This is a genomic window from Streptomyces sp. NPDC059851, assembly GCF_042732005.1.
Taxonomy (GTDB): Bacteria; Actinomycetota; Actinomycetes; order Streptomycetales; family Streptomycetaceae; genus Streptomyces.
In genome coordinates, this window is record NZ_JBHWJJ010000140.1 from 1 (window position 1) to 21,637 (window position 21,637).

Annotated in this window: 13 protein-coding genes; 4 read left to right on the top strand and 9 right to left on the bottom strand. The window is 72.7% G+C overall.

The window, feature by feature from the left end; all coding sequences use genetic code 11:
- The 9 genes from ACFV7Q_RS32270 to ACFV7Q_RS32310 form a co-directional block, all read right to left on the bottom strand.
- Window positions 1-4,735: amino acid adenylation domain-containing protein (locus tag ACFV7Q_RS32270; protein ID WP_385433946.1), on the bottom strand; the 4,735-nt coding region annotated here is incomplete at its 3' end.
- Window positions 4,736-4,923: 188 nt separating this feature from the next.
- Window positions 4,924-6,225 (bottom strand): glycosyltransferase, encoded by a 1,302-nt coding sequence (locus ACFV7Q_RS32275; RefSeq protein WP_385433948.1) that lies wholly within the window; start codon window positions 6,223-6,225, stop codon window positions 4,924-4,926.
- 27 nt (window positions 6,226-6,252) lie between these two features.
- Window positions 6,253-7,296, bottom strand: a complete 1,044-nt coding sequence (locus ACFV7Q_RS32280; RefSeq protein ID WP_385433950.1) for an LLM class F420-dependent oxidoreductase — start codon at window positions 7,294-7,296, stop codon at window positions 6,253-6,255.
- A gap of 23 nt (window positions 7,297-7,319) precedes the next feature.
- Complete coding sequence (locus tag ACFV7Q_RS32285; RefSeq protein WP_385433952.1) at window positions 7,320-8,972, bottom strand: class I adenylate-forming enzyme family protein; 1,653 nt, start codon at window positions 8,970-8,972, stop codon at window positions 7,320-7,322.
- A gap of 167 nt (window positions 8,973-9,139) precedes the next feature.
- Window positions 9,140-11,218, bottom strand: coding sequence for a BTAD domain-containing putative transcriptional regulator (locus tag ACFV7Q_RS32290; protein ID WP_385433954.1), 2,079 nt, complete (start codon window positions 11,216-11,218; stop codon window positions 9,140-9,142).
- 205 nt (window positions 11,219-11,423) lie between these two features.
- Window positions 11,424-12,452 (bottom strand): ornithine cyclodeaminase, encoded by a 1,029-nt coding sequence (locus tag ACFV7Q_RS32295; RefSeq protein ID WP_385433956.1) that lies wholly within the window; start codon window positions 12,450-12,452, stop codon window positions 11,424-11,426.
- Window positions 12,449-13,471 (bottom strand): pyridoxal-phosphate dependent enzyme, encoded by a 1,023-nt coding sequence (locus ACFV7Q_RS32300; protein WP_385433958.1) that lies wholly within the window; start codon window positions 13,469-13,471, stop codon window positions 12,449-12,451. The genes ACFV7Q_RS32295 and ACFV7Q_RS32300 overlap by 4 nt, the downstream gene beginning before the upstream one ends.
- Window positions 13,468-14,352, bottom strand: a complete 885-nt coding sequence (locus ACFV7Q_RS32305) for an oxygenase MpaB family protein (protein ID WP_385433960.1) — start codon at window positions 14,350-14,352, stop codon at window positions 13,468-13,470. The genes ACFV7Q_RS32300 and ACFV7Q_RS32305 overlap by 4 nt, the downstream gene beginning before the upstream one ends.
- A 20-nt stretch (window positions 14,353-14,372) precedes the next feature.
- Window positions 14,373-15,326, bottom strand: a complete 954-nt coding sequence (locus tag ACFV7Q_RS32310; protein ID WP_385433963.1) for a hypothetical protein — start codon at window positions 15,324-15,326, stop codon at window positions 14,373-14,375.
- Between the two features lie 262 nt (window positions 15,327-15,588).
- On the opposite strand from ACFV7Q_RS32310, the gene ACFV7Q_RS32315 reads away from it, so the two are divergent.
- From ACFV7Q_RS32315 to ACFV7Q_RS32330, 4 genes are all read left to right on the top strand, one after another.
- A complete protein-coding gene (locus ACFV7Q_RS32315) occupies window positions 15,589-16,377 on the top strand; it encodes a thioesterase II family protein (protein ID WP_385433965.1) in 789 nt (262 codons plus the stop codon).
- Window positions 16,374-17,171, top strand: a complete 798-nt coding sequence (locus tag ACFV7Q_RS32320; RefSeq protein ID WP_385433967.1) for an enoyl-CoA hydratase/isomerase family protein — start codon at window positions 16,374-16,376, stop codon at window positions 17,169-17,171. The genes ACFV7Q_RS32315 and ACFV7Q_RS32320 overlap by 4 nt, the downstream gene beginning before the upstream one ends.
- 140 nt (window positions 17,172-17,311) lie before the next feature.
- A complete protein-coding gene (locus ACFV7Q_RS32325; RefSeq protein WP_385433969.1) occupies window positions 17,312-18,256 on the top strand; it encodes a TauD/TfdA family dioxygenase in 945 nt (314 codons plus the stop codon).
- Between the two features lie 112 nt (window positions 18,257-18,368).
- A partial coding sequence (locus ACFV7Q_RS32330) for an amino acid adenylation domain-containing protein (RefSeq protein ID WP_385433971.1) occupies window positions 18,369-21,637 on the top strand: 3,269 nt, incomplete at its 3' end.

Sequence of the window (21,637 nt, forward strand, 5' to 3'; positions counted from 1 at the left end):
GGACGGCGACCACCGACTCGGGGCCCGCCCCGCGCGAGCGCAGACGCGCGGCCAGCGAGTCGACGCGGGCCATCAGCTCCCGATACGTGACGTCGCCGTCGTCATCGGTGACGGCGACGGCTTCGGGACGCCCGGCGGCGATGCCGCGGACCCGGCCGACGAGGTCGGTGAGGGACTCCGGCGCCGCGGTCCGGTTCCATTCCTCCACCAGTTCGCGGCTTTCCTCCGCGGTCAGGATCGCAGCGCTCCCGATACGGGTGTCCGGAGCCTCGGCTGCGGCCTCGATCAGCCGGCCCAGTCGGGCGAGCAGTGCCTCGGCGGTGGCCCGCTCGAACACGTCGGAGCGGAACTCCAGGGCGAGGAGGACACCGCCCGTGCCGTCGGAGAGGTCCTCCCGGACGTTGAACGAGAGGTCGACCTTGGCGCTGCCGGTCGCGACGTCGAGCAGTCCCAGGCGCAGCCCGGTGGCGGGCTCGGGCAGCCGGCGCTGCGCGCCGTCCATCGCCAGCATCACCTGGAACAGCGGTTGGCGGGCTGTCGAGCGCGTGGGGTTGAGGACCTCCACCAGCCGCTCGAACGGCAGGTCCTGGTTCCCGTAGTCGGCCAGATTTCCCTGCCTCACCCGGGCCAGCAACTCGCGGAAGGTCGGATTGCCGCCCGTGTCCGTCCGCAGCACCAGGGTGTTGGTGAAGAAGCCGACCAGCTCCTCCAGTTCCTCGTCGCCGCGCGCGGCCGCGGGGACGCCGAGGGCGATGTCGGTGCCGGCGCCCAGCCGGGTCAGCAGCGCCGCGACCGCGGCCTGCACGACCATGAAGACGCTGGTGCCGCTCGTCCGCGCCAGCTCCGCGACCCGCCCGTGGAGTCCGGGTTCCAGGTCGAGGGTGACCAGGCCGGCGGGGGCGGACCCGGTCGGCGGAAGCGGACGGTCGAAGGGCAGGTCGAGGCTCTCCGGCAGGCCGTCCAGCCGCTGCTTCCAGTAGGCGAGCTGCCGCGCGGCACGGCTGTCCGGGTCCTCCTCGGAGCCCAGCACGCGGTGCTGCCAGGCGGCGTAGTCGGCGTACTGCACGGACAACGCAGGGAGCTGCGGGGACCGTCCGCCGCACCGCGCCTCGTAGGCGGCGACGAGGTCGCGCAGCAGCGGCGCGAGGGAGTCGCCGTCGGCGGCGATGTGGTGGAGCAGCAGCAACAGCACGTGCCGACCCGGTTCGACCGCGAACAGCGTCGCCCGCAGGGAGGGCTCGGCCGCCAGGTCGAAGGGACGGGCCACCGCCGAGGCCAGCCTTCCCGACAGCTGCGAACCGGTCACGGTCTCGACGGAGAGGACGGGACGCACACCGGCGTCGAGGACGAGCTGGACGGGAACGCCCTCGCTCTCCCGGTAGACGGTGCGCAGGATCTCGTGCCGGTCGGTGAGGTCGCCGATCGCCGATTCCAGGGCACCACGGTCGAGTTCACCGTCGAGCGTGAGGACGATCGGGATGTGGTAGGCGGCCGAGGAGGCTTCCAGCCGGTGCAGGAACCACAGCCGCCGCTGTGCGGGGGAGAGGGCGAGATCCCCGTCGCGCGGTACGGGGCGCAGGGCCGGGAGGTCCTCCGCCGGGTCCACGAGGCGCTCGGCCAGGCGGGCCGGGGTGGGGGCCGAGAACAGGGCCTCCACCCCGCACTCGACGCCGAGCACGGTGCGGATCCGCCGGCTCGTGCGGGCCGCCAGCAGGGAATGGCCGCCCAGGGCGAAGAAGTCGTCGTCGATCCCGACGGAGTCGAGGCCGAGGGCCTCGGCGAAGACCTCGCATAGGGCTCGCTCGCGGGGGGTCCGCGGCGCGCGCCGGGCGCGGGCGCCGTCCGGGGGGCAAGGGCGGGGCAGGGCCGCGCGGTCGGTCTTGCCGTTCGCCGTGACCGGTACGGCGTCCAGCACGGTGAAGGAGGCGGGGACGAGGTGGCCTGGCAGGGACGCGGCGAGCAGCTCGCGCAGGACCGCCGGGTCGATGCCGTCGTCGCCGGGTACGACGTAGGCGGCCAACGAGGGCTCGCCTGACGCGTCCCGGTGCACGGCCGCGGCGGCCCGACCGACGCCGGGCAGGCGCAGGAGGGCGGCTTCGACTTCTCCGAGCTCCACCCGGTAGCCGCGGATCTTGACCTGCTCGTCGGCGCGGCCGACGAATGCGAGTGCGCCGTCGGGGCGCTGCCGTACGAGGTCGCCGGTGCGGTACATGCGCGCGCCGGGAGGCCCGAAGGGGCTGGCGACGAACCGCTCCGCGGTCAGCGCGCAGCGCCCCAGGTAGCCGCGGGCGAGGCCGGGGCCCGACACGTACAGCTCGCCGGTGGCACCGGTCGGCACCGGGTGCAGGGAGCCGTCGAGCACGTGGGCGCGGGTGCCGGGCAGCGGCGTACCGATCGGCGGTTCCCCGTCGCCGGCCAGGGCGTCGCTCATGGTGGCGATCACGGTGGTCTCGGTGGGGCCGTAGGCGTTGACGAGGGTCCTGCCGGGCGCCCAACGGGCCGCGAGCTCGGCCGAGGTGGCCTCGCCTCCCACGAAGAGGTTCATGTCCGGGGGCAGGTCGCCCTCGGCGTCCATCACGGCCAGCGAGGAGGGCGGAAGAAGTGCATGGGTGATGCGGGCCTCACGGGTGAAGGAGGCCAGCGCGTCGCCGGGCATCAGCTGCTGTCCGGGCGCCAGGACCAGGGTCGCGCCGGACAGCAGGCCCATGCACAGCTCCGCGACCGTGGCATCGAATCCCATGGCGGCGAACTGCAGTACGCGGCTGCCGGGCCCGATCCCGAGGCGCCGGGCGCAGGCCTCGGCCAGGCCCGGTATGCCGCGGTGCGTGACGACCACGCCCTTGGGGCGGCCGGTGGACCCCGAGGTGTAGATGACGTAGGCGGGGTGCGCGGCGGTGAGCGGCGCGGTCCGGTCGCCGTCCGCCGGATCGGTCTCCGGCCGGCCCGCCAGTTCCCGTACGACCGCGGCGTCGTCGAGGAGCAAGGGGCGGCAGCCGGCCGCCTCGGCCGGGGCCGCGGTACAGGAATCCGCCAGGACCACGGCGGGAGCGGCGTCCCGCAGCACGTAGGCGATCCGCTCCGCGGGGTAGCCAGGGTCCACGGGAACGTAGGCGGCGCCCGCCTTGGCGACGGCGAGGGCGGCGACCGCGAACTCCGGCGAGCGGGACAGCAGCAGGGCGACGCGGTCCTCCGGACCGACGCCCCGGGAGGCCAGCGCGTGCGCGAGGCGGTTGGCCCGCCGGTTCAGCTCCGCGTAGTCGAGGACGGTGCCCGCGTATTCGACGGCCGGGGCCGCGGGCGAGGTCCGCACCTGCTGTTCGAAGAGCGCGGGAAGCGTCGGCCCGGCCGGGATGCCGTCCGCCGGGTCGGCTGGCGCGTTCGCTGCCCGGGCCTCGGCGTCGGCGAGCAGGCCGAGCCGGCCGACGGGCGTGCCGGGTTCGCCCAGGGCCCGTGCGACACGGCCGATGAACTCCACGTAGCGGTTCTGGACGGCGGCGGCCTCCCCGTCGTGGTAAAGCTCCGGGTGGACGTCGAAGTCCACCCGGATCCGGCTGCCATCGCCGCGGTCGTACACGCAGATGGTGAGGTCCTCGATGAGCCGCAGCGACATGTTGTGCGCGTCGCTGCGGCTCCCGGCGAAGCGCAGGTCGTAGTCGAAGGGCACCACGTTGATGAGCGGGCCGAAGAATCGGCGGTGGTCGTGGGGCAGCGCGAGGTCCCGTCGCAGGTCCTCGCCGCGGTAGCGCTGGTGCGACACGACGCCGCGCAGTGCGTCGCGGGTCCGTGCCAGCAGCTCGTCCACGGTCGTGTCGGGAGTGACGTCCACCCGCACCGGCAGGACGTTGGCCACCATTCCCGGCGCGAGGCGCGACCTCGCGTCGTGCCGGGCGGTGACCGGCAGTCCCAGCACCACGTCAGTGAGGCCGGTCATGCGGTGGAAGAAGGCCGTGGTGGCGGCGATCACGATGCGGGACCTGGCGACCCCGATGCGCTCCGCCGCGACAGTGAGGTCCTGCTGGACGTCCTGCGGCAGGTGGGCGGTGTGCCGGACGAACTCGGCCGTCGCGCGCAGCGGCCGGGCCGACAGGGCGATCGGTTCCGGCCGGTCGGCGAACCGGTCCAGCCAGAAGGCGCGGTCCCGCTCGAATTCCCGGGAGCCGCGGTAGGCGGAGTCGGCGTCGAGCAGGGTGCGCACCGGCTCGAACGGGCAGGGGTCCGGCTCGGTGCCCGCCGCAAGGGCGCTGTAGACGTGCGCCACCCTGCGGACCAGAAGCGCCGCGCCCACCCCGTCGAGCAGGATGTGGTGGTAGGCGTGGTACCAGAACCAGTGGTCGTCGCGGACGCGGAAGAGCGCGTAGGTGAACAGCGGTGAGCGGGTGAGGTCGATCCGCCGGCGCAGGTCCCGCCCCATCCACTCCTCGGCGGCGCGCCGCGGGTCGGGCTCGCCGGACACGTCGACGGTCTCCAGCCGCCAGGACGGCGGCGGTCCCACCACCTGGCGGGGCCCGTCTGCGGTGTCGAGGAACCTGATGTGCAGGGCGTCCGCCTCGGCGAACACCTGCCGCAAGGTCTGCTCGAACAGCGCGGGGTCGACGGGCCCGTGGATTTCCAGGTACTCGGCAGCCCTGAATATCGGGCTGTCCGGATCGACCTGCGACGCGAACCAGACCCCGGCCTGGGCGCCGGTCAAAGGAAGGGTCTGCTCGCCGGCTGCGAAAGACTGAGATCGGTCCATGACTCCTCGCCACTCACTTCACTTGCGGGTGTGCGGGGACATTGCGCTGGGAGTCTTCCGCAGCGTGCCTTCCGCACGGGAAACGGATCTGGATTTCCGGGCGAGCAGCCACTCCGGATTTCGGCAGGACACTATCCAGCCCGCCCGGGGGCGGGCTGGATGCGTTCTGTACGGTGAGCTGCCTCCGGTCAGGCGGCGGGCCGGCCGTGGTTCGCGTGGATCTTTTCGAGGATGCGGACCGCGGTGCCGCAGCCGTCGTCGCTGCGGACCGCCTTCGCGAGTTCCGCCACTCGGCGGGCGATCGCGGCGTCCGTCGTGGCGGTGCGGATCGCGGCGGTCAGGCCCTCGGAGGTGAGGTCGCGCAGCTGGATGGGGGCGGGGGCGACCCCGATCTCCTCCAGGTACTCGGCCCACATCAGCTGCTCCCGGTGGAAGGGGCAGGTCACCTGGGGGATCCCGGCCAGCAGGGCCGCGTTGTGGGTGCCCGTCCCGCCCGCGTGGACGGCTGCCTTGACGCGCGGGAACAGCCAGTCGTACGGCACGTCGCGTGCCACGTACACGTCGTCCGCCGCTTCGGTGATCTTGATTCCGCCCCAGCCCTCCACGACGACCGCCCGGTTGCCGGTGTTGCGGACCGCCTCCAGCACCGTGCGGCCGACGCCCTCCGGGTCGAGGCCCCGCATGCTGCCGAAGCCGACGAAGACGGGCAGCTCCCCGGAGTCCAGGAACTGCTGCAGGTCCGCCGGGGGCTGCCACGCCAAGTGTGCGGGCAGCGACCAGAAGCCGGTGGTGTGAACCCACTCGGGCCAGTCCTCGGAGTGCTTGAGCACGTGGGGGCTGAAGCCGTGGATGACCGGCGTCGGGGTGCCGTCCGGGTAGTGGCGGAAGTCCATCTCGTCCTCGCGGGGCGGCAGGCCCAGCGCCTCGGCGCGCCAGGCCGTCACCATGGCGTGCGTCATGGGGTCGAGGGGCTCGCGGGCGGCCCGCTCGTGGTCCGCCAGGTTGTCGGGTCCGGAGGCCAGCCCCACTCCGGCCGGATAGTCGCGGGAGGGGACGAAGTGGGGGTAGAGCGGGGCCAGTACGTGGGGCACGCCCAGCCGTTCGGCGATCTGGTGGATCGCCTGGCGGGAGGAGTGCGAGTAGACGATGAGGTCGGCGCCCCCGGCGGCCGCCTCCCACATCTCGCGGAGGATGATCGGGTAGAGGCGGGGCAACAGCTCCTTGCCGAGGGACTCCCGCAGCCGTATCTGCTCGGGCGTGGGCCGGTCGTTGTTCATGAGGATCTCCTGCACGTCACGCCGGGCGTGCAGGTCCATCATCTCGTCGTTGAGCGGGGCGAATTCGACGCCGTACTCGGCCGCGAACGGTGCGAAGCGGCGAGGCCCGACCAGTACCCCGGTGTGGCCGGCCTGGTTGAGGGCGTAGGCCAGGGCCAGGTACGGCTGGACGTCCCCGCGGCTGCCGTGGTTCGAATAGATCAGTGCCTTCACAGTGTTCTCTCTGTCAGGAGTGGTGGTTCAGTTGCAGAGTTCCTTGAGCCGCGCCACCAGCCCGGCCTCGGTCTGGCCGTCGTCCGGCACCGGGGTGACTTGGATGTGGGTCACTCCGGCCGCCCGGTAGGCCGCCAGCCGGTCCTTCACGTAGTCCTCGGAACCGCACAGCGTCGTCGCTTCCAACAGCTCCTCCGGTACGGCCGCCTCCGCGGCGGCCCGGTCGCCCGCGGCGTACAGGCGCTGGATCCTGTCGGCGTCGCCGCCGAATCCGTACCGGCGGATGAGCGCGTCGTAGAAGTTGTGGCCGGGTGCGCCCATCACGCCGACGAACAGGGCGAGTTGACGGCGTGCGCGCTCGCGCGCGCGGTGCGCCCGCGGACCGATGGCCAGCAGGCCGCCCGCCGAGATGCGCAGCGGGCCCAGTGCAGGGTCCCGCTTCGCCAGCCCCGCCCGCAGGTCCTCGCCCCAGACCCGGTCGGCCCATTCGGGGACGAAGAACATGGGCAGCCAGCCCTCCGCGATCTCCGCGGTCATCCGGACGTTGCGCGGGCCGAGGGCGGCGATCCACACGGGGACCGAGTCCCGTACGGGCGGGGACAGCAGCCGCATCGGGGTGCCCAGTCCGCTCCCCTCCGGGGCGGGCAGCGGCAGCCGGTGCACGTGTCCGTCGTGGCGGACCGGCCCCTCGCGCCGCCATATCTTCCGCATGATCTCCACGGTCTCCCGGGTGCGGGCCAGCGGGGCGGTGTAGGGGACCCCGTGCCACCCCTCGATCACGCGGGGTCCGGAGGCGCCCAACCCCACGTGGCAGCGGCCTCGGGAGAGGGCGTCCACCCCGGCCGCCGTCATGGCGAGGACGGTCGGGGTGCGGGTGAAGAGCGGCATGATGCCCGACCCGATGTGGACGCGCTCGGTGCGGGCGGCGATGTAGCCCATGAAGCTGGGAGCGTCGTAGCCGTAGGCCTCGGGGACCCAGACCAGGTCCAGCCCGGCCTTTTCGAGCGCGCTCACCCGCCGGGCCGACTCCACCGCGTCGCCGTCGTACTGGATCTGCATGGACACCTGCATGGGGGCCTCCGAGGGTGTGGCGGTCAGGGCTGCAGGACCGGCCGGAGCCGGGCCATCTGCTCCTTGACGAGGAACTTCTGGACCTTGCCGGAGGGAGTGGTGGGCAGGGTGTCGAGCAGGTACCACAGCTGGGGCACCTTGAAGGGCGAGAGCCATTCCCGGCAGGCGGCCCGCAGTGCCTCCACGTCGACGGTCCGGCCCGGCGCGGGCAGCAGGCCGACGGCGACGATCTCGCCCCAGGCCTCGTCGGGGATGCCCACCACGACCGCCTCCTGTACGGCCTCGTCGCGCAGCAAGCACTCCTCGATCTCCGCCGCCGAGATGTTCTCGCCGCCGCGGATGATCACGTCGCTCAGCCGGCCGATGATCCGTACCGCTCCCGTGGCGTCCATCGAGCCGAGGTCGCCCGTGTACAGCCAGCCGTCCTCGTCCGTCTTGGCCGCGGTGGCCTCGGGGTCCCCGAAGTAGCCCAGCATCTGCTGGTAGCCGCGGGCGCAGATCTCGCCGGGAACGTCGAGCGGCTGCGTGTGCCCGTACTCCGGGTGGCTGATGCGGCACTCGACGTGCGGCAGCGGCCGCCCGACCGTTGCAGCCTTCTCCTCCGCGCTGTCCTCGGGCCGGGTCAGCGTGAGCACGGAGGCCAGCTCGGTCTGCCCGTAGAGGTTGAAGACGGTGGTGTCGAAGAGCTGTTCCACCTCGGCGATGAGCCGGGAGCGTACGGGGGCCCCTCCCGTGAGGACGGCACCGATGCGGGGTGCGGCGGCTTCGTCCTGGCGGGCCGCGTGGGCCAGGGCCGTCAGAACGGTGGGCACGCTGGTCAGCACGGCGTCGGGGGTCTCCCGCAACACCTTCAGGAGCAGACGGGGGTCGAACCGCTCCAGGAGGATGAAGGGACCGCCGCACCACAGCGGTCCCAGGCACGAGATGACGCAGCCGGCCGTGTGGAACATGGGGAGCGGGGAGACCACCGGAGCCCCGTCGGCGATGCCGAGCACGTCGAAGGTGAACCGCGAGACGTTCACGACGGCCTGGTGGGACAGCAGTACCGCCTTGGGCAGGCCGGTCGTCCCCGAAGTGAACTGGATCTGCGCCGGCACGGCCGTGGCGGCGCGCTCGCGTTCGACCGGCACCGGCGCACTGCCGTGGAGCTCCTCCCAGTCGGAGAGCGGGACCACGTGCTCCAGCAGGGGGAGCTCGCTCCGGATGTCCTCGACGACGGCGGCCATGTCGTACCCGCGGCTGTGCTCGGCGTACAGCAGCATGGTCGCTGCCGACGCGCGCAGGGCGTGCAGCAGCTCGCGTGCCCTGAGCGCCGGGTTGAGGGCGACGAGCGTCACGCCCGCGAGGGCGGCGGCGTACTCCGCGATGGGCCACTCGGCGACGTTCGGAGCCCAGATCGCGACCCGGCTGCCCACGGGCACGCGCTCGCTGATCCCGGCGGCCACCCGCTCGGCCTCGGCCAGGAGCTCCGCGTAGGTCCAGCTGCGCGGCTCGCCCTCCTCCGGTACGGACACGAGGGCCGCCTGGTCCGGTCGTGCCGCGGCGACCTCCCGCAGCAGGGAGCCGACCGTGTGGGACGCGAGGGTGCCGCTGGTGTCGGCGGTCCAGTGCGACTCGGTCAGCACTCTTCTGTCGCCGGGGAAGACTCCTGGCGGGGACGGGTTCTGCAGTGTCATGAAGCACTCCGTGAACGGATGGGGAGGAGCGCGCGGCGGACCGCGCCTCGGCCGGCCGAGGGCGGGGCAGCGCGAAGGGAAGGGTGAGAGGTGAAGAGGGAAGGGTGGGAGGTGAAGAGGGGAGGGAAGGGAGGGCACGGCGAGGAGCGTGCGGGGGAGGAGGCCGCTCAGGGCTGCGGTTCTCTGGCGTGGAGCCGGACCAGCGGGGAGAAGGCGTACGTCGCGTCGCCCGCGTCGGCCGGCTGGATCACCTGCTGGTCGACGAGGCGCTCCAGGAGGTTGTCCGCCTGCTGGGGCGAGCACCCCAGCAGGGCCGCGGCCGTGTCGGCGCAGAATCCGCCCTCCACCGCGCAGGCGAGCTCGTGGAGCGCCCTGCGGTCCGCGGGCGCGAGGGCGGCGAGGCCGGCCTCCAGGCGCGGACGCACGGCGAGCGCACCTTGGGCGAGTGCGTCGAGGCGGTGGTCCTCGTCGCGGAGCCGCTGAGCCATGTGGGCCAGCGTCCAGTGCGGGCGCATGGCCAGGCGCAGGCCGACGATCCGGATGGCGAGCGGCAGTGCGTCGCAGAGTTCGACGATCTCGTCCGCCGCGTCGCCCTCCTCGGCCGCCCGGTGCTGGCCGACGATGCGGGCCAGGAGTTCCCGTGCCTGCTCCGTGGTGAAGTTGGGGATGCGGAAGTGGCGGGCGTCCTCCAGAGCCGCCAGCGGCTCCCGGCTGGTCAGCAGGACCGAGGTGTTGAAGCCGCCCGGCAGCAGCGGGCGCGCCTGTTCCTCGTCCGCGACGTTGTCGAGGACCACCAGCGTGCGCCGGTCGACGAGCAGACTGCGGTAGAGCGTCACGCATCCGGCCAGCGACCTGGGGACGTCCTGCTCGGCGACCCCGAGGGCCTGGAGGAGCTGCGACAGTGCGGCCTGCGCGGGGAGGGGCTCGGCGGTGTTGCCGCGCAGGTCCGCGTACAGCTGGCCGTCGGGGAAGTGGGGGCGGCTCGCGTGGGCGGTGCGGACCGCCAGTACCGACTTGCCGGCGGCGGCCGGCCCGTAGAGGGAGACGACGGAGGCGCTGCCGATGGCCGACGTCGAGCGGCTCGTGGTGAGCGTGCGGAGCACGGGGTGGTGCTCGCTCCGGCCGACGAAGTCCTCCGCGTCGCGGGGGAGAAGACAAGGGGACAGCGGGCGCTGGCGGTGTGTCGGTCGGGTGGGGGGATCGACCGGCCACGACGGCGCGCCCTGGCCCAGGACGGACAGGTGCGCGGCCCGGAGTTCTGCGCTGGGCTCGATGCCGAACTCCTTGCGGAGCGTCGATTCCAGCTCGGTGTAGACCGCCAGGGCGGCGACCTGCTGCCCCGAGCCGGCGAGCGCGACCATGAGGCGGGAGTGCAGGCCCTCGTGCAGCGGGTGGGCCCGCTGCACCTGCCGCAGCCACGGGACGGCCTCGTCGTACTGGCCTGCGCCGATGGCGAGGTCGGCCAGGCGCAGGGTGGCGGCGAGGTGGACGCGGTAGTAGTCGGCAACGGCCGGATGCGCCCTGAGCCGTTCGCCGAAGCCTTCGAGGAGCTCGCCGGTGTACATCTGCACGACCCGGCAGAGGGCACGGTGCTCGCTGGGGAGGTCGCCCAGCTGCCGGGCCGCGCCGGCCGCGGCGGCCAGCTCCTGGAAGTGGAGCAGATCGATCTGGTCCTGGTCGATGCAGAGCTGGTAGCCCTCGGAGCGGCGGATGATCGAGGGAGCCCCCAGCTCCTCGGACCGGTGGCGGTCGAGGAAGTTGCGCAGGCGCGAGACGTGCGTGTGCACGAGCTGCTGGAAGGAGTACGGGGGCTCTTCGCCCCACAGCACGTCGACGATCTCGCTGCGGTGGACCGCCTGGTTGGCGTTGAGGGCCAGGAGCGCCAGGAGGTGCCGCTGCTGCGGTGTGCCGATGTCCAGTTCGACGGTGCCGCGCAGGGCGGCGAACGGGCCGAGGAGCCGGATGCCGAACTCTGCGGATTCGTCGTGCGGGTCGGCGGGGCGCTGCCCGCCGGTGTGGGCGGCTGCGCAGAGCTGAGGTTCGTTCAGGACCTCGGCCAGACGCTGGAGGGACACTGCACGGGGTCTGGGGACCCGGTCCTGCTCGATCTCGCGCAGGGTCCGCATGCTCAGGCCGGACTGCTCGGCCAGCGTCCGCTGGCTCATGCCCACCTGCTGTCTCAAATTGCGTACCAGCTTGCCCAATGAACTCGTGGTCAGGCCACCTATGGCCAGTTCTGTCTTCACGAAATCCCCCTTCCTGAAGACACGGTCGAACAAAGTTGATCATGGTGGGGCGTCCGGCGTCCGCAGTGATCGACATTCGATGAATCGTCAAATCGGCTGTGATGTCGCTCACTTGATGGAGCATCAGTTTCCGGACGGCCTCATTCCGGGCGGTGTGCGGGTTCGCGGGCGCTCCCCCGGACCGCACACCGCACACCGCGCACGGTCACCGGGGTAGCTGCATGCCCACCCCGGCCGCCACGGCCCTGGCGTGGACGGCGTCCGCCAGCGCGATGTCGTGGACGCCCATGCCGAACGGATTGACCACGACCCGGTGGTGTGCCTCGACGGTCCGGCCGTAGTCGCCCGCCACGAGCGAGGGCAGCTCGGCGTCCACGGCCCGCCCGCCCGCCGGCGCGGGACGGCCGGGCCCGGTCACCCGGCCCGACCGGGCCAGCCGGCCCAGCAGTCGGTGGTCGTCGCCGCTCACCAGCCCCCAGTCGTCGACGAACAGGTGGTCGCAGCCCGTCAGCAGCCCCTCGGAGGCGTCGTCCAGCGAGACGTTGACGAAGGTCCCGCCCTCGGGGACCCAGTCGGGCTCGACATAGGCCTGGGTCGTCGTCGTCACCGCGATGGTGAGCCCGGCCCCGGAGACGGCCTCCCGCGCCTGCGCCGTCTCCCGGACGTCGAGGCCGGGCGCGGCCCTGCGCCACTCCTCGGCCAGCCGTGCACGGGACGCGGGGTCGCGGTCGTACAGCAGCACCCGCTCCAGCTGCGGGCACTCGGCCAGCAGCAGCTCCTGGTGCGCCCGCGCCTGCCGGCCGCACCCGAGGAACGCCACGCTCGTCACCGACGCCAGCCCGCGGACCGCCTCGACCGCGGCCAGGGAGACACCCGCGGTGCGCAGGGCGCTGATCCGGGCCCCCTCCATCACGCAGCTCGGGTGCGCGGTCTCCGGGTCGGCCAGCACGATCAATCCGGCCGCCCGGGCGACTCCTCGCCCGTGGTTGCCGAGCGAACTGTTGATGATCTTGCACCCGTAGCCGGTACCCGACCATCCGGGCAGGATCAGGCTGCGTGCCGAGGCGCCGGCGGGCGTGGTCCAGCGCAGTGCCGCCTCCGGCGTCAGCCCCGCCGCACCGTCGCGGAACGCCAGGAGCGTGTCGCGGACCAGGTCGACGATCCGCAGGCCGCGGCTCAGCTCCTCGACCTCCGCCCCCGTCAGGTACCGGATCGTGTCGGCGTCGCTGCTCACTCTGGCTCTCCGTTCTCGAGCCGGGCCGCTCCCAGGGCATTCAGGACGGCCAGGACTCGGTGGTCCGCTTCCGGCGGCACCGGAAGGGGGCGGGCGTATATCTGTTCGTACTTGTCTCCGGCATCGGGGCAGATGCACACGACCTCGGCGGCCCCCGGTGTGTCGAGGGCGTGCAGGAGCGCGGCCAGCACGGCGGCCCCGCCCGAGCCGCCGAGCCGGACGCCCGCGCTCTCCGCGATCCGGCAGCAGGCCAGTGCCGCGTGCACGTCGTGCACGCTGAAGGCCCTGTCCCACTCGCCGCCGGTGAGGAACCGCGACCTCTGCCCCGAGCCGAAGCCGGCCAGCTTGAAGGGCCGGTCGCCGGCTGCACCGCCCAGCGCCGCCGATCCCACGGCATCGACGGCCAGCAGCTGCGTCCGCGGTCGGTGCTCACGGAAGTAGCCGGCGACGCCCGCCAGCGTGCCGCCGGTGGACACCACGACGGACACGGCGTCGAGACGGTGCTCCGGCACGGCGCGCGCCAGCTCGGCCGCCGTACCCCACTGGTGCGCACGCGGGTTCGCCGGGTTCTCGTACTGGTCGGTCCACACCGCGGTCCGGTCGTTCGCCAGGATCTCCCGGACGGCGTCCAGCCGGGCGCCGAGGGTCTTGCCGCCGGCCACCTCGCGGACCACCACCACCTCGGCGCCGTGGGCCGCCATCTCGTCACGGCTGCGCTGCGGCGTACTCGGCTCGACCACCAGGGTGCACCGGTACCCGCGTTCGGCGCAGAGCCCGGCCAGCGCCACTCCGAGGTTCCCCGACGTCGATTCCACCACCCGGCTTCCCGGACCCAGCCGGCCGGCCGCCTCCAGCGACCCCAGCAGGGCCTGTGCCGTACGGGCCTTGATGGAGCCGAAGGAGTTCTCGGCCTCCATCTTCAGCCGCACGCTCACGGTGCGGCCGCCGAGCGGGACCCGGAGGGAGAGCAGGGGAGTGCCGCCTATCACGCGTCGACGCGACGCCAGTCCGCCGCTCACGTGTTCGGCACCTCCGGGGAGACCGGGGCGCAGGCGCCGCCGGGCCCGATCTGGGACAGGTCGTAGCCGACCGGGTAGCCCGGGTAGGTCCTGGCCGTCGGACGGGTCAGCAGCCGGCCGACGGGCTTCGGCGCGATCCGCTCCGCGAGCGCGTGCCCCCGCAGGCCGATCCGGTTCAGCGCGCGCGCCCAGGGCGCGGGCGGACCGATGCCGAGCATGCGCAGCGCCACCCCGTCGAGCCGGCACGGCAGCGTGGCCCCCACCAGGGCGTCGAGGGGGCGCGGGTACCAGGAGGAGTAGAGCCGGAGCAGCGACATGCCGACGCGGTGGTTGCTCGGTGCGGGCCGGAACATCCGCTGTTCGTACTCCCGGTTGAACCGCTCGAACGCGGTGTACTCCGTGGGAAGTTCCCTGATGTTCATGCGCTCGCCCACGGCCAGGAAGAAATGGAACGCGGCGAGCTTCTCCACTGTGCTGACCCGGCGCCAGGCCCAGCGGTCGATCCAGCGGACCGGTTCGAAGATGAAGGTGGAGAGCACATACAGCATGTCCTCGTTCGCGATGTCGAAGCGGGCGTGGGCGCGGTTGATCTGGCGCAGTGCCTGACGGCCGCGCTCGGAGTCGTAGCCGCCTTTGACCAGCTCGCCGAGCAGGATGCGGGTGTCGTCGTACCGCTTCTGCGCCCTGAGGGCGAACTCCCCGGTGCCGTCGAGCATCTCGGAGATCACCGGCACGCAGCAGGTCCGCCAGATCGCGACCTCCAGGCCGCGGCCGTAGTCCCAGGGGAATTCCCGGTCGGAAGAGACCCGGTGGATCAGCTCGTGGTCGGCCTTGGGATCCAGCGTCTGCAGTTGGCGGAGTGTGGCATAGCGGTTTCGCATGTCCGAAGGCCTCCGGGGCGTCAGAGCGGCGTGATGCCGGAGGCGTCGACGACTTCAGGACGAGCCGGGTCGAAGCGGCCCGTCTCGAACCGCCACTGCAGCTGACCGCTCATCCAGGTGCGCAGCCCCTCCACGTGGAGCTCCAGCGCCTCGCGCATCCCGTCGTCGGCGCCCGCACCCCGGGCGTTCTCGTAGCAGCTCGCGGCCAGTTCGGTGAACCGGTCCACGCGGTTCTGGATCATGCCGGCGACGGCGTCGGCGGCCGTCTGCAGGTCCGTGCCGTTGGCCCGCCGGTACACCAGCACGAGGTTGTGCGGGTCCCCCAGCAGCGCCTCCTTCTCGCAGGAGAAGAGGTCGTTGGTCCACAGGTCCGCGTCCGACAGCGCCTGGTTCATTTCCACGAATTCCGGGAGCCCGTACACCGCCTCCGGCACTTCCCAGTGCCGGGCGACTTCTACCAGGTCGAGATACGGCATGAGGGCGCAGCCGCGCATGCGCAGGTATTCGTCGAACTCGGGCTCCCGGCCGGCCGCACGGTTCCCGGCCTCCCAGGCGCAGGTCTCGAAGAAGTCTGCGATGTGCGCCGTGAACCTTTTCCGCCAGGCCGGCGTGGTGTAGGCGCAGGTACGCTCCCACAGATCGCGGAACGCGGGTCGGAAGGCCGCGGTGAACGAATCCTCCCCGGCCGTGTCCGCGACCGGTGTCGGGCCCTCGGACGGCAGCCAGCCGAGCACCGTCGCGCACACCTGGCGCAGCCGCTCGGGCTCGGTGCCCAGCCGCGTCTCGTCGAACTGGTCGTCCAGTACCAGCAGGCAGCTGATCCAGTCGGTCACCAGGGCCAGTTCGGCGAACCCGGCATAGGGATAGGCCCGGGCCATCAGGGTGCCGAGCAGTGAATCCTCGTGGTGTCGCCGCGAGGCCTCGTCCGGGACCAGGCCGAACCTGCTGACGAATGCACGGGTATGCCCCTCCACGCGATCGGCGAGCGGGCTTATGTGCGGAAGAAATTCAACCTTGATATGCGGAATTCGCAGTGGGGGAGTCATCGCGCCAACCGTTGATTGGGAAATCGACGTGCCCGATCGTACGGGCCGCTGATCCGCCCCGGCTGGACGCCGCCTATATGCCAAACTGCCTCTTGAACGAGCGGAACGGCGGGGTAGGTTTTCCGTTGATTCACCAAGGCGGGCAGCTCGACAGCTTTCGCTCATCCGGTATCCAAAGCAGAGGCGTCACATGTCTTCTTCGATTCCCGCGGCCATCTCGTGCGGTGGATGGATTCGCCGGTACCGCCACGTCCCCTCGCCCCGGCTGCGCCTCGTGTGCTGCGCCCACGCCGGGGGATCGGCCGGCACCTTCCGCGCCTGGCCCGGGCTGCTCCCGCAGGACGTGGAGCTGCTCGCGGTGCAGTACCCCGGCCGGCAGGACCGCTTCGGCGAACCGTGCGTGGACTCCATGCAGCCCATGGCCGCGGGTATCGCCGCGGCGCTGACACCGTTCCTGGACCGGCCGGTGGCGTTCTTCGGCCACAGTCTGGGCGCGGCCGTCGCCTACGAGGTGGCGCTGCGCCTGGAGCGGGCGCACGGCACGCCGCCGGCCCACCTCTTCGTCTCCGGCAGGTCCGCCCCGTCGCGGCCCCGCCCGTCCAGGAACCTGCACCGGCTCGATGACGACGGCCTGTTGGAGGAACTGAGCGCCCTGGGCGGCATGGACGGGCAGGTACTCGCCGACCCCGGCCTCCGGGCCGTGGTCATGCCGGCGCTGAGGGCCGACGTCCGGATCGCCGAAACCTACCGGGCGGAGCCCGGCCTGCGGACCGGTGCTCCGGTGACCGCCTACCACGGCGACCGCGACGCCAGCGTGGAGGCGGCGGACGTGCAGGCCTGGTCCGAGCACACCGCCTCGGACTTCGCGTCCAGGACCTTCGCGGGAGACCACTTCTACCTGCAGGAGCGGGCGCCCGAGCTCGTGGCGGACCTCGCCGCTCGGCTCGATGGCGTCGGACGTCCCGGACGGCCGGCATGAGCGTCCCCCCGATCCTGGCCGAGCGCATCGGGGCGGACGTCATGCTCGTGACGCTCAACCGCCCCCACCGCAAGAACGCCCTCACCGACGGGATGCTCGCGGAACTGGAGGCGCTCTGCGGCCGCGTGGCCGAGGACACCTCCGTCAGGGCCGTCGTCCTGACCGGCGCCGACGGGGCGTTCTGCTCCGGCTTCGACCTGGACGGCATGGAGGGCATGACCTCCATGCCGCCGTTGGAGCTGCAACGCCGGGTGGAGCGGCAGGCCGCGGCGGTCAGGGCCCTGTACGGGCTTCCGCAGGCGGTGATCGCCGCCGTCGCCGGCCCGTGCATCGGCGCCGGCCTGTCCCTGGCGCTCGCCGCCGACATTCGCCTGGCCGCCTCGGACGCCCGCTGCCGCGCGGCGTTCGTGCGGGTCGGGCTCTCCGGGGGCGACCTGGGCGCCTCCTGGCTGCTGCCGCGCATCGTCGGCCTCGGCTCCGCCCTCGACCTCATGCTCAGCGGGCGGACCGCCACTGCGGAGGAAGCGCTCGACCTGAGGCTGGTGAACCGGGTCGTGCCCGGAGACGCCCTGCTGCCGGAGGCGCTCGCACTGGCCGCGGACATCGCGGCCAACAGCCCGGTGGCGGTCGCGGTCACCAAGGCCGTCGTGCACGCCAACGCGGGCGCCGCGTCCCTGGCGGACGCCCTCGCCCGGGAATCGGCCGCGCAGGTCGTCACCGCGAAGTCCGCGGACGTCGACGAGGCCGTGGCCGCGTTCCGCGAGGGGCGCCCACCTCGGTTCCCCGGACGGTAGACCCCGGCCGCGAAGGCCGACAGGGAGCCCGAAAGGGGCAGTTTGTGTCGTACAGGCAGCGTCCAGCCCCGCCGCGCCGGACCTGCCTAGCATCGGCCACCGCTTCATGATCAAGATCGAAGGCTTGGAAGGACAGCCCGTTGAACACTGCTGAGAACTGGCGGCCGCTGGAACTCACCCCCTCGGCCGTCGGCGCCGAGGCGACTCCGGCCGGGCTCGTGGACCACCTCGCCGGAATCGACCTCGCCGAACTGCTCGTGCAGGAGAAGGCGTTGGTCTTCCGCGGCTTCGGGGTCTCCTCGGGGACCTACGACGCGGTCGCGGACGCCCTGCTGCCGCAGCGGCTGGCGTACGTCCACGGCAATTCCCCGCGGACCAAGGTCGCCGCCGTCGGCGAGAACGTCTACACGTCCACCGAGTACCCGTCCGAGTACCAGATCTCCCTGCACAACGAGATGTCGTACGCCCACCAGTGGCCCGGGCGCCTGCTGTTCTACTGCGACCGGGCTCCGTCCACCGGCGGCGCCACCCCCGTCGTCGACGGGCAGCTGTGGCTGGAGTCCATCGACCCCGCGATCCGGGAGGCCTTCGCCGGCGGCGTCCGCTACACCCAGAACCTGCACGGCGGCCACGGGCTGGGCAAGAGCTGGCAGGACACCTTCGAGACCGGGGACAGGGACCGGGTCGAGGCCTTCCTCGACGGCACCGGCGCCGACTGGAAGTGGAAGTCCGACGGAACCCTGTGGATCAGCCAGGTCGGCCCCGGCACCCTGCACCACCCCGTCACCGGCACCGAAGTGTGGTTCAACCAGGCCGACCAGTTCCACGTCGCCGGCCTGGGAGAGGACGCGGCCCTGCTGATGGAGCTGCTGTCCGAGGACGAGATGCCGCAGTCGGCCTCGTACGCCGACGGCACCCCGATCCCGGCCGAGCACATCGTCCACGTCCAGGAAGCCGGCCTCCGGCACGCCGTGGACGTGCGCTGGAACGCCGGGGACCTGCTGCTCATCGACAACATCCTGGTCGGCCACGGCCGCCGCCCGTACACCGGGAACCGGCGCGTGCTGGTCGCGATGTCCGACTAGACCACCGCCCGTTGCGGACGGGGCCGGGACAGGGCCCCGGCTGCGGAGCCGTGCGTGCCCCCTGCGCCCCCGTGGCCGAGAACGACGAGCCGAAGCCGACTGAGGAAAGAACATGACCGCGAGTGACCGCCCCCGAAACCAGCGCACCGGGCTCGAAGACGTCCTGCCCCTCTCGCCGCTGCAGGAGGGTCTGCTCTTCCACGCGCACTACGACGGCCACGAGCGGGACGTCTACACAGTCCAGCTCGGCATCGACCTCACCGGCCCGCTCGACGCCGGCCGGCTCCGCACGGCACTCCGCAGCCTGCTGCGGCGCCACCCGCAGCTGCGTGCCGGATTCCGGGTGACCACCTCCGGCAAGACCGTCCAGTTCATCCCCCGCCAGGCGGACCCCGCCTGGCGGGACGCCGACCTCACGGCGCTGGACCCGACCGAGCGGGAGGCGGAACTGGACCGGATCGCCGAGTGCGAGCGCCTGGCCGGCTTCGACCTCGCCAAGCCCCCGCTGATCCGCCTGGCCCTCGTCCGGCTGGAGCCGGAACTGCACCGGCTCGTCCTGACCAACCATCACATCCTCATGGACGGCTGGTCGGGTCCGCTGGTGCTGCGGGAGCTCCTCGCCCTGTACGAGAACGGCTCCGACAGCGCCGCCCTGCCCCCCGCCACCCCCTACCGGGCCTTCCTCGCCTGGCTGGCCCGCCAGGACCGGCGCACCTCGCTGGAGGCGTGGCGGCAGGCACTCGACGGGCTGGACGAGCCCACCAGGGTGGCACCGCCGGCCGGCTCGGGCGGCCTCGCGGCGCCCGCCGAGCAGATCGCCCTGGAACTCCCCGACGAGCTGAGCGCCGCCCTGCGGCGGCGGGCCCGCGACCACGGCACCACCGTCAGCACCCTGCTCCAGGCGGCCTGGGCGATGCTGCTGGCCAAGCTCACCGGCCGGCAGGACGTCGTCTTCGGCTCCACCGTCTCGGTCCGCCCGCCAGAGATCCCCGGCGTCGAGAGCATGATCGGCCTGTTCATCAACACCGTCCCGGTGCGGGTACGGCTGCGCGCCCAGGAGACCCTGGGCACCCTGCTGACCCGGGTCCGCGACGAGCAGACCGCGCTGATGGACCACCAGTACCTGGGCCTGGCGGACATCCAGAGCCTCGTCGGCGTCGGCGAACTCTTCGACACCTCGGTCGTCTACGAGAACTACCCCGTCGACCGCGACAGCCTCGGCACCACGGTCCGTGGAGTCCGCGTCACCGGCGCCGAAGGCCGCGACGCCACACACTACGCTCTCGGCCTCATCGCCGCCGCCTCCGGAGACCGGCTGGAACTGAGGCTCGAACACCGCCCCGACCTCGTCGACCGGACCGCCGCCGACACCGTCCTGGCTCGCTACCGGCGGATCCTCGAAGCCTTCGCAGCCACCCCCGACCTGCCCGCCGGGCGGCTGGACGTCCTCGGCGGCGACGAGCGCCGGCTGATGCTCGAAACCTTCAACGACACCGGCCAGGAGACGCCGCAGGCCACCGTCGTCGGCATCCTCCAGGAGCAGGCCGCCCACACCCCCGACCGCACCGCCGTCGTCTTCGCGGGCGCCGCCACCGGCTTCGCCGAGTTCAACGCCGACGCCAACAGGCTGGCCCACCACCTCCTCGCCCGAGGCATCGGCGCCGAGGACGTGGTGGCCCTCGCCCTGCCCCGTACCCCGCAGAACCTCATCGCGCTCTTCGCCGTGCTGAAGACCGGCGCGGCATACCTGCCGCTCGACCCCGACGACCCGGCGGAGCGCATCGCCACCCTCCTCGACGACGCCCGGCCCGTCCTGATCCTCACCACCGTCGAACGCGCCGCCGTCCTGCCGCCCACCGACGTCCCCAGCGTCCTCCTGGACGCCCCCGAGATCGTGCGCGAGATGGCGCAGCACCCCGCCGCCGACCCTGCGGACGCCGACCGCACCCACCCCCTGCACCCCGACCACACCGCCTACGTCCACTACACCTCGGGCTCCACCGGCCGGCCCAAGGGCGTTGCCGTGCCCCACCGCGGGCTCGCCGGCCTCTTCTTCAGCCACCGGGCACAGGTGTACCTCCCGGCCGCCGAATCCCTGGGCAAGGAGTGCGTCCGCGTCGCCCACACCGCCGCGCTGTCCTCCGATGCGCTCTGGCCGCCGCTGCTGTGGATGCTCGCCGGCCACGAACTCCACCTCATCGAGGACGTGGTGCGCCGGGACGCCGAGGCCCTCGTTGGCTACACCGCCGGCCACGGCGTGGACATCGTCGACGTCACCCCCTCATACGGCCGCCTCCTGGTCGCGCAGGACCTGCTGGACGACACCCGGCCGGCCGGCGGCACGTCCCCGGCCGCGGTCATGGTCGGCGGCGAGGCAGTCCCCCAGTCCCTGTGGGACCGGCTGCGGGTCGACGCCCCGCTCAGCCACAACTTCTACGGGCCGACCGAGACGACCGTGGACTCCGTCGTGGCCGCCGTGTCGGACAGCGACCAGCCGGTCATCGGCCGCCCCGTCGGCGGCACGCGCGTGTACGTCCTCGACGCCGGTCTGCAGCCCGTGCCGGTGGGGACGCCGGGTGAGCTGTTCATCGCGGGTTCCGGTGTGGCCCGCGGGTACGTGGGCCGGCCGGGTCTGACGGCTGAACGGTTCGTCGCGGACCCCTTCGGGGGCGGTGGCGGCCGGATGTACCGGACGGGCGACGTGGTGCGGTGGCGCGCGGACGGGAACCTGGAGTTCCTCGGCCGCGTGGACGACCAGGTGAAGATCCGTGGCTACCGGATCGAGCCGGGCGAGATCGAATCGGCGCTCTGCCGGATCGGCGACCTCGCCCAGGCCGCCGTCGTCGTCCACGAGGTCGACACCACCGGCGATCCCCGTATGGTCGCCTACGTCGTACCGCGCCCCGGACAGACTGCCGACGTCCACGCCCTTCGGCGCGCGGCCGCGGCGGAACTGCCGCGCCACATGGTCCCGACCGCGGTCGTCGCCCTCGACGTCCTCCCACTGCTGGCCACCGGCAAGCTCGACCGTGCGGCGCTGCCGGTTCCGGAGTTCGGTGCCGGTGGGGTGGGGCGTGGTCCGCGCAGTCCGCAGGAGGAGATTCTGTGCGGGCTGTTCGCCGAGGTCCTGGGCGTCTCCCGGGTGGGTGTCGACGACGGGTTCTTCGAGCTGGGCGGGCATTCGCTGTCGGCGACGCGTCTGGTGAGCCGGGTGCGGTCGGTGCTGGGTGTGGAGCTGCCGGTTCGGGCGTTGTTCGAGGCTCCGACGGTTGCGGGTCTGTCGGCGTGGGTGCGGGAGTCGGGTGCGGTGGCGCGGGCGGCGCTGGCGCCGGTGGCGCGCCCCGAGGTGCTGCCGCTGTCGTTCGCGCAGCGCCGGCTGTG

Bases quoted from the DNA above. Each gene is read 5' to 3' on its own strand.
- ACFV7Q_RS32280 (WP_385433950.1), bottom strand. From the start codon at position 7,296: ATGCAGGTGTCCATGCAGATCCAGTACGACGGCGACGCGGTGGAGTCG.
- ACFV7Q_RS32305 (WP_385433960.1), bottom strand. From the start codon at position 14,352: ATGCGAAACCGCTATGCCACACTCCGCCAACTGCAGACGCTGGATCCC.
- ACFV7Q_RS32285 (WP_385433952.1), bottom strand. From the start codon at position 8,972: ATGACACTGCAGAACCCGTCCCCGCCAGGAGTCTTCCCCGGCGACAGA.
- ACFV7Q_RS32315 (WP_385433965.1), top strand. From the start codon at position 15,589: ATGTCTTCTTCGATTCCCGCGGCCATCTCGTGCGGTGGATGGATTCGC.
- ACFV7Q_RS32320 (WP_385433967.1), top strand. From the start codon at position 16,374: ATGAGCGTCCCCCCGATCCTGGCCGAGCGCATCGGGGCGGACGTCATG.